This is a genomic window from Kitasatospora sp. NPDC056531 (assembly GCF_042794375.1).
Classification (GTDB): domain Bacteria; phylum Actinomycetota; class Actinomycetes; order Streptomycetales; family Streptomycetaceae; genus Kitasatospora.
On the sequence record NZ_JBHTTU010000164.1, the window covers coordinates 1 to 8,594 of the forward strand.

Here is an 8,594-nt window from a genome sequence, read left to right on the forward strand (position 1 = left end):
AGCCGGGCGAGCGAGGGGCCGAGGGAGGAGTAGAAGCCGCCCAGCGCCCAGGCGGCGACGACGCCGGGTGCGACGAGCGCCATGGCCGGCCGGGAGGCGGGGGTGACGGTGATCGCGGGGCGCAGTGAGCGCCAGGCGCCGGGGTGGGGGCGGGCGGTCTCGGGGGTGCGCAGGACTGCGGCGGCCTGCGCCGTGAAGAGCAGGAGCAGCAGCAGGTAGACGGTGCGGGTGGGGGCGGGGGCGTACTGCACGAGGGCGGTGGCGGCCAGCACGCCGACCGCCATGCCGGCCACGGGGGTGATGCCGTTGGCGGCCGCCGCCCGGCCCGGGCGGCCGGGGTCCTCGAAGTCGAGCAGGGCGGCTCCGGCGGCACTGGTGGCCACGCCGGTGGCCAGGCCCTGCAGGATCCGGGCGGCGATCAGCACCGGCACCCCCTGGGCGGTGGCGAAGACGGCCATCGCGACGCTTTCCGCCAGCAGCGCCCCGGCGAGGACCGGGCGCCGGCCCAGGTGGTCCGAGAGCGTGCCCGCGGTCAGCAGTGCCACCAGCAGTGCGAGCGCGTAGGCGCTGAACACGACGGTCAGCGTCATGGCCGAGAAGTGCCATGCGGCCTGGTAGAGCGCGTAGAGCGGGGTCGGTGCGCTGGAGGCAGCCAGCAGGCCGACCAGGACCGAGGCGTGGAGCCGGAAGGCACCGTGGTGGCTCAGCAGGGGCAGGCGGCGGGGGTGGGGCGGCAGGGCTGTGACGCTGGTCATGGAAGCACCTCTGAGCCTTAAGGCGAATGCTTTGCATTAAGCACTCTAGGCCCGCGCCACCTTGGAACGCAAATATTTAGCTTTTAGGCGGCGAGAGGGGTGCGCCGCGGCCGAGCACCGCCGCCACCAGATGGCCGGCGTAGGCCGCAGACAGGTCCGAGGGGCGGAACAGGATCCGATACATCAGGGGGGCGACGACGACGTCCAGCAGGGTCTCCACGTCGGGCACGGCCTCCCCGCGCCCGGCCGCGCGCACGCCGATGGCCTTCAACTGCTCGGCGGCGTAGTCGGAGCACCGAGCCGCGTTGCCCTGCCCGGGGTCGCCCAGCAGGGCGTCGCGGATGTACGTGCGGCCCGCCGTCGAGGACATCTCCTCGGCGAACTGCACCGTCCACGCCTCCAGGTCCGCCCGCAGGCTGCCGTGGTCGACCGGCGGGGAGTCGGGGCGCAACCGCTCGACGGCCACGTCGGACAGCAGTTCCCGCAGATCCCCCCAGCGCCGGTAGATGGTGGACGGCGTCACTCCCGCACGGGCGGCGATCAGCGGCACGGTGAGCGCATCCCGCCCCGCCTCCGCCTCCAGATCACGGACGGCCTGGTGCACGGACTGCTGGACGCGGGCGCTACGCCCGCCGGGGCGTGTGGTCGTTCGGGCACTCATGCACACAGCTTAATGCGAAGAAGTTGCGTCAGGCTGGACATCGACCTGGCCGGACCGCCACGAGAGCTTGTGCCACGGGTCGAGGTAGGGGCCGTGCTCGTGGCGCACCTCCGCCTCGCAGCAGGGGGTAAGCGCCCAAGGCGAAGGCGAAGGCCACCGATTCGCTCGACGTGAGGCGGTAGTCCACCGCGACCGGCGAACCGAGGGACAGTCCCGCCAGCACCCGAGCGCCGGCTTCACGGCCGAGCAGCACGGTACTTCCGGTGGGGATCGGGCCGCTGCCCGGGGCGGCGGAGACCGCCACCACCCGGTCATGGCGGATCGTCACCTCCCAGGTGTCCGCGGTGCAGGGGGCCTGACGCGGCGGTGGCGACCTTGAGGACGCCGAGCGCGGCGAGGACGTCCGCGCTCACCGGATTCAGTGGCGGGCCACTGACCTGCTAATATTCTTCTCACCGCGAGGGAGATGATTCCTCGCCAGGCGTCAGCGGTGCTACCAGAGCACGCCCTACTTTCAGTAGGGAGAGTCCGTGCAACCCGGGCCTGGCGCTCCACTGTCGGACGAGGTCCGGTGCCCACCCAGGTGCCGGACCTCGTCGGCGTATTGCGGGCCGTCTGCGGGTCAGGACGGTGGCGGCCTCCGGCGGCCGACTTCCGATGCAGGCACGCCTGCGCCCCGACCCTCCGCCAAGTGCTGCCGCGGCCTCAGCACCACCCCCACCGAGAAGGCCGCGCTCACCGAGATGCCCTGCTGCCGGCACCTGCTGGCGGACGCCCTTACGAGAAGCGGGGCGCCGACCCGCCCGGTGGCGGGCAGGTCGGCACTGGCGGTGGGTGTTGCGATCAGGACGTGGCCGTCGGCGGGAGGATCTGCACGGTCGACTGGGCGCCGCAGCTCGTCGTTCCCCGGAACGGGGTGGCGCCCTCGTTGACGAACACGCACGGGCTCAGTTGCGTGGCACCGGTCGGCGTGGCGGCGTCGTAGGAGACGCGGACCCGGGTGACGGTCGTCTCGCCCGCACGGATGCCCGAGTCGTGGCCCTGGAGGTAGACGCCGACCGGGTCGCCCGGGATCCCGTCCGACACCTTCTCCAACACGCGCCACGAACCGTCCGCGTCGCGGACCTGCACCGTCGCGTGCGGGTCGGTGAACAGGACGTTGCCGAGGTTGACGTAGTCGGACGGTGTCGAGTCGTCCAGGACGGCATCGAACTCGATCGGGTCACCGCCGGCGACCGCCGCGTCCGGCACCTCGGACAGCGACGTGGCCAGCGGCTCGGCCTTGATCGTCCTGGTCTCCTGGGCCAGTCCCGCCCAGGAGCCGTCGAGCGCGACCACCCCGGAGTGCAGCTTGACGGACTGGAAGCCGCCGTTGGACGCCCCGTCATGGGGCAGGCCCATCGGGGCGCCGATGCGCAGGGCCACAGCGACCTCGCCGCCGGCCGGGACGGTCACGCCGTCGGGCAGCAACCCGCTGTAGGTGACGTTGTTGTCCCCCCAGTGGAACTCCAGCGGAAACGCCTTCCAGGTGCCGTCGGCCGGGTCCTTGTAGTCGATGGTGATCGCGTGCTCGGGCGTGCCGAGGTCGCTGGTGGTGTCGAGCTCCAGGCCGTACGTGGTGGTCTGGGTGCCCGTGTTGGTGATGGTCTCGGTGAACTCCACCGGCCGGCCGGCGAATCCGATCGAGTCCGGGGCCTCGACGGAGAGCGTGGCCTGCGGCACCCCGTCCGCGAAGGCGGCGGGTGCGGGCAGGGCGAGTGCCCCGCAGAGCACGGCGGCCCCCACGGCCGCGGCGGCCACCGCGGTACGGCGAGCAGGACGACGGATACGGGCGATGGACATGGTTCCCCCCTGGAACGTGACTACGGGAAGCCGAAGGACGGCTCAGAACACGACTGATGATCGATCGGGTCCGCGAGCGGACCGGCCGCCGAGAGCACCGTGCTCCCAACGCGGCCGCCCCCCGCTGCCCCTCACCCTTGAAGACGTGTGGAACGCCCCGGGGTTGCAGGTGACTCCGAGGAAATTTTCCGGGCCGGGAATCGGACCAGGAGGGGCCGCGGCCTCGAACTCGACCGCCCGAGTGCCGGCGGCCGCATCACCAAGGCGCCCTCCGGTGGTGAATGCGCTGACAGAAGCCCGGTCGACCGGGCCGAACCCGGGCTGAAACGCTCGCAGTTGACGGACGGGAGAGGCATGCCCCTGGTCACCGGGCCGACGCCGGCCAACACCCGCGACCGTACCCTGCCCCCCGCCGCCCTCGACCGCTTCACCGCCCTCGAACCGAGCCCAGGCCGTACGGTCCGAGGACCTTCGCGGGGCGGGCGCTCCGGGGTTTCCCGGGGTGCCCGCCCTTTCGCACTCGTGCGTGCAAGATCCGTCACAATCTCATCAACTTCTTAAGGAAATATTCAGAATCTGGATGGATTTGCCCCGAATTATCGTGATCATCACCCGCGGTGATCTTGCTTATGCTCCGGATCGCTTCGACCAAGAGTGAGTCAAGGAGCCCCCATGCATGTTCCAAGACGGACCCTCGCCGGTCCGCTGTCCCTCGCGGTGGCGCTGTCGCTGTCGCTGGTCGGCGGAGCGCCGATCGCGTTCGCGGCCAAGCCGCAGCCCAAGCCCTCCCCCGGCAAACCGCCGACGGCGGCCGCCCTCGACCCGACCGGCAGCATCGCCGCCGCCCGGGTCGCCGCGCGCACCACCGGCCAGCGCGTCGAGGCGGTGTCCGAGCGCAGCGAGGTGTCCACCACCTGGGTCAACCCGGACGGCACGCTCACCACCGAGCTCGCCGCCGGACCGGTGCGCTTCCTGCGCGACGGCGCATGGACCGACGTCGACCTGACACTCAAGCGGGCGCCCGATGGCTCGGCGGCCCCCGCCGCACACCCGCACGCGATGAAGCTGGCCGGCCCCGGCGGCAAGCGGCCCCGCACCCTCGCCGAGTCACAGGCCATCACCGCGCCCGCCGCCGCGGAGCCCGCCCGCACCCTGGTGTCGCTCGGCTCCGGCGACGACGAGCTGGCGCTGGAGTGGAAGGGCGGCCTGCCCGCACCCGAGCTGGACGGCCCGCGCGCCGTCTACCGGGACGCCATCGGCGACGGCGACGGGGACCTCGTCGTCGAGGCCAACCGGAGCGGCTTCGAGCAGTTCGTCACGCTCAAGAAGCGCCCTGCGAACGGGGGTTACTCGTACACCATGCCGTTCCGGGCCAAGGGCCTGAAGGCCGTGGCCCAGCCGGACGGCGGCGTGCTGTTCACCGACCGGAAGAACGGGCGGAAGCGCGCCGTGCTGCCCGCGCCGGTGATGTGGGACGCCACCACCGTGACCGGGTCGAGCGAGCACCCCCGGCAGGCGAAGGTCGACCTCAAGGTCGTCCAGCACGGTGACGACGTCGACCTGGTCTTCACCCCCGACGCCGCCTTCCTGGCCGACCCGGCCACCGCCTACCCGGTGACCGTCGACCCGTCCACCACCGGGCTCGGCAACGCCCTCGACACCCGGGTCCAGAAGGGCGAGACGGTCGACTGGTCGGCCGACGTCGAGCTGTACTGGGGCAACCCCGGCACCAAGAACGCCGACGGCAGTTCGCGCGAGGCCCGTTCGCTGATCAACTGGAACACCTCCTCGATCGCGGACGCGCTGGTCCAGAACGCCACGCTGTCGCTGTACAACATCCACTCCGGCAACACCGACTGCCTGCCCTACACCTGGGATGTGTGGGACACCGGGCTCGCCTCCACCGCCTCGCGCTGGACCAACCAGCCGGCCTGGAACGCCAAGAAGGCCAGTTCCACCGAGACCAAGGGCCGCGACAACTGCGGCGGCGACGGCTGGATCACCGCCAACGTGACCGACCTCGTCCAGACCTGGGCCTCGGCGAGGAACCAGGTCTCCGGGATGGGCCTGCGGGCGCCCGACGAGGTCAGCACCAAGTACTGGAAGGAGGTGAACTCCGCCAACGCCGCCACCAACGTGCCCAAACTGACGGTCAACTACAACTACCGTCCGCGCACCGGCACCAAGCAGGAGGCCGGTCCGCCGTTCCTCCAGGACGGCACCGGCACCTGGCGGGTCGACACCACCACCCCGGTGCTGCGGGACACCTTCGTCGACCCCGACGGCGACAAGGTGACCGGCACCTTCCAACTGGTCGACGCCATCTCCGGCGCCCAGGTCGGCAACGTCAACGTCTCCGGCTACGTGCCCAGCGGCACCCCCGCCGAGGTCACCGTGCCGGCGGGCCTGCTCCAGTACGGCCACACCTACCGGTTCCGCACCTCGCCCTACGACGGCCTGCACTACAACCTGGGCTGGTCCGCCTGGTCCACCTTCAGTGTCAGCCCGCTGCCGGACGTGCCGGGCCAGCTGCAGACCGGCGCCCAGCAGACCCTCACTCCGGTGCTCTCCGCCCTGGTCACCAACCCCAACCAGGGCCGGATCCGGACCGAGTTCGTACTCAAGGGCCGCAGCGGCCAGCCGCTGCCGACCTCGATCGCCCCGGTGTGGGCGGAGAGCGGCACCCGGGCCTCCGTCCAGCTGCCGGACGGCGCGGTGACCGACGGCGGCGACTACACCTGGGCTGCACGCGCCTGCGCCGCCGTCGGCTGCTCCGCGTGGACCGCCGACCAGCCGCTGGCCGTCCGCGTCCAGGCCCCGGCGGTCCCGCCCGCGCCGACCACCGTGGTCCTCACCGGCCCCGCCCTCGCGGACGCCTCGGAGGCCACCGTCGGCGGCGGCTGCGACACCGGCACGTGCCCGGCCGCCGACCCTGCCGAGCTGCGGATCGGCACCACGCCCGACGGCAGCAGCTGGACCGGCTGGCTCAAGCCCGACCTGTCGGCCGTCCCGGTCGGCTCCCGGGTGATCGGCGGCAAGCTCGCACTGACCCGCTCGGACTGCGCGGCCGGTACCGCCGGCTGCGACGAGACCGCCGTGGACGTCTTCCAGCTCGGCAGCGCCTGGGCTCCCGGCCAGGGCGGTGCGGCGCTGACCACGGCCGCCGGCGCCGAGAGCTACGCCTCCGCCGCCAAGCTGCCGGAGACCGACCTGTCCGCGCTGGTCGGCTCGTGGATCGAGAAGGGCGAGGCCTACGGCCTGGCGCTGCGTCCGCCGGCAGGCTGGACCGGCGCGGCCCGCTACTTCTCGGCCACCGCCGCCGACGCGGCGCGGCGGCCCAAGCTGACCCTCGACTACCTGGCGCCGACCGCACCGGGCGCGGCCGAACAGGTCACCGCCGTCGGTGGCGACGCCGCTCTGGTCGCCACCTGGAACGCCCCGGCCGACCGTGGTTCGGTCGGCGACGTCGGCTACACCGTCCGGGTCGAGACCTCGGCCGGCGTCCCGGTCCAGGAGGTCACCACCGGCGACCTGCGGGCCACGTTCACCGGCCTGGACAACGCCCGCTCGTACCGCGCGGTGGTGACCGCCAGGAACAGTTACGGCACCGCCGCCCCGATCGCCTCGACGGTGGTCCAGGGCACGCCGACGGCCGGCGGCCCGAACCAGTACCGCGGCTACGTGCAGGAGTACCTGGACGCCCGCAACAAGATCAAGATGAAGGCCGGGTTCACCGCGCCGGACGCCGCCGCCGAGGCTGCGCACGGCACCGTCTTCGTCGACTTGCTGGCCACCCAGGAGGCCTCGCTGGTCGCCAACCGCGAGGCGCTGGCGACCCAGAACCAGCTGTACACGGCCGCGGCGGTCACCCTGACCGACGTGGTGGTCGACCAGCAGACGGCCGGCAAGGTCGTCGTACGGGCCACCGTCAAGGACTCGGTGATGATCCGGTCGGGCGGCGTGGACTCGCCGACCGAGAGCGTGGACGCGAAGCGGTTCGAGTTCACCGTCGGCACCGCCGCGGTCCTTGTCTCCGAGGCCGACGACCTCGCGGCCCAGCAGCAGCTGTCCTCCTCCGCGGCCGCGCAGGCCCAGGTCGAGGTGGCCGACGCCGCGCAGCCCGACCCGGCGGACGCCCAGAAGGCCGTGCCCCTGGACGCCAACGGCTTCCCGGTCCAGCCGGCGCAACCGGCCGCCGGCGCCGTCCAGGCCGGGTACAACTACAACGGCACCGCCGACTGGGCCCGCCGCAACGTCAACATCGGCTGGGACTTCCCCCAGGACTGCACCAACTTCGTCTCCAAGGCCCTGTACTACGGTGGCGGCATGCGCACCCGGTACGGCTTCAAGACCTGGGACGGTGCCTGGTGGACCAACGACTACTGGTTGTTCGGCTGGCACAAGAACCGCAGCTACACGTGGGCCGGCGCGGCCAACCTGCACCGGCACCTGCTGAACTACCGGTACTCGACCTGGCTGCGCTGGACCTCCGAGGCCCGCCCGGGTGACGTGGTGTTCTTCAAGTGGCGCGACGAGCCGCGGATCAACCACGCCGCGGTCGTGGTCAGCTGGGGCGCCCAGATGGAGCTGCGCCAGCACGGCCGGAAGGGCGTCACCACCCTGAACGAGGTGCTGTCCTACTACCGGCAGAAGGGCGAACCGATCGAGTGGTTCGTCGTCGTCCGTCCGCTCGGGACCAACTGATGGCGGCGGGGCGGCCGGTGACGGCCGTGCTGGCGGCCGCGCTCTCGGCCGCCCTCCTGGCCGGCTGTTCGAGCGGCGCCGAGGAGGCCCGGCTGGAGCACTCGGCCGACTATTCCGCCCATCCGCACCTGAAGGTCACCGGCTACCCCGTGCCGGAGACGCTGGGCCTGGTACAGCAGATGGTGTGGCGGCTGGCCGACGGCTCCGCGGACCGGTTGGTGAAGCTGGCCGCTGCGGAGGGCACGGCCGCCGAGCGCCGGGCGGCGGCCGAGGAGTGGGTCCGCGCCTACGGGCCGGGAGCCGCCGGGGAGGTCACCGCCGACTTCGGCGACGACCCGGCGAACCGGCAGACCGTACGGCTCACCTTCCACGGGACCGGCCAGGTGAAGGAACTGACGCTCCGCATGGACGGTCGTGACGGCGGGGGCGGCTGGCGGTTTCTGCTGACCTGATCCCGCCGGGGCGGCCGGTCGTGACCCGGACGCGGAAACGAACGGGCGGGCGCTCCTCCACGGAGTGCCCGCCCGTTCGACGCGCGGCGAAGCCGAAGGTGTCGCGCGCCGACCGGTTCGACGCCGGCCGAGGAGCGGTCCGAGGAGCAACGCGGGCGGCTGGAGGCCCTCGGGGTGGCC

5 protein-coding genes and 1 pseudogene are annotated in these 8,594 nt (G+C 72.4%); 3 read left to right on the plus strand and 3 right to left on the minus strand.

The window, feature by feature from the left end; genetic code table 11:
• The 3 genes from ACFQ87_RS42920 to ACFQ87_RS42930 all read right to left on the minus strand — a co-directional run.
• Positions 1 to 755: MFS transporter (locus ACFQ87_RS42920; RefSeq protein WP_380616423.1), on the minus strand; the 755-nt coding region annotated here is incomplete at its 3' end.
• Positions 756 to 831: 76 nt separating this feature from the next.
• Positions 832 to 1,416: a TetR/AcrR family transcriptional regulator gene (locus ACFQ87_RS42925; RefSeq protein WP_380616424.1), complete on the minus strand. Its 585-nt coding sequence runs from the start codon at positions 1,414 to 1,416 to the stop codon at positions 832 to 834.
• Between the two features lie 843 nt (positions 1,417 to 2,259).
• Complete coding sequence (locus ACFQ87_RS42930) at positions 2,260 to 3,258, minus strand: hypothetical protein (RefSeq protein WP_380616426.1); 999 nt, start codon at positions 3,256 to 3,258, stop codon at positions 2,260 to 2,262.
• Between the two features lie 219 nt (positions 3,259 to 3,477).
• Here ACFQ87_RS42930 and ACFQ87_RS42935 point away from each other — a divergent pair.
• From ACFQ87_RS42935 to ACFQ87_RS42945, 3 genes and pseudogenes are all read left to right on the plus strand, one after another.
• Positions 3,478 to 3,711, plus strand: a pseudogene (locus ACFQ87_RS42935) (IS5/IS1182 family transposase); the annotation flags it as partial.
• A 219-nt stretch (positions 3,712 to 3,930) separates the two neighbouring features.
• Positions 3,931 to 7,962 (plus strand): DNRLRE domain-containing protein, encoded by a 4,032-nt coding sequence (locus ACFQ87_RS42940; protein WP_380616428.1) that lies wholly within the window; start codon positions 3,931 to 3,933, stop codon positions 7,960 to 7,962.
• A complete protein-coding gene (locus ACFQ87_RS42945; protein WP_380616429.1) occupies positions 7,962 to 8,414 on the plus strand; it encodes a hypothetical protein in 453 nt (150 codons plus the stop codon). The genes ACFQ87_RS42940 and ACFQ87_RS42945 overlap by 1 nt, the downstream gene beginning before the upstream one ends.
• The last annotated feature ends 180 nt before the right edge of the window (positions 8,415 to 8,594 follow it).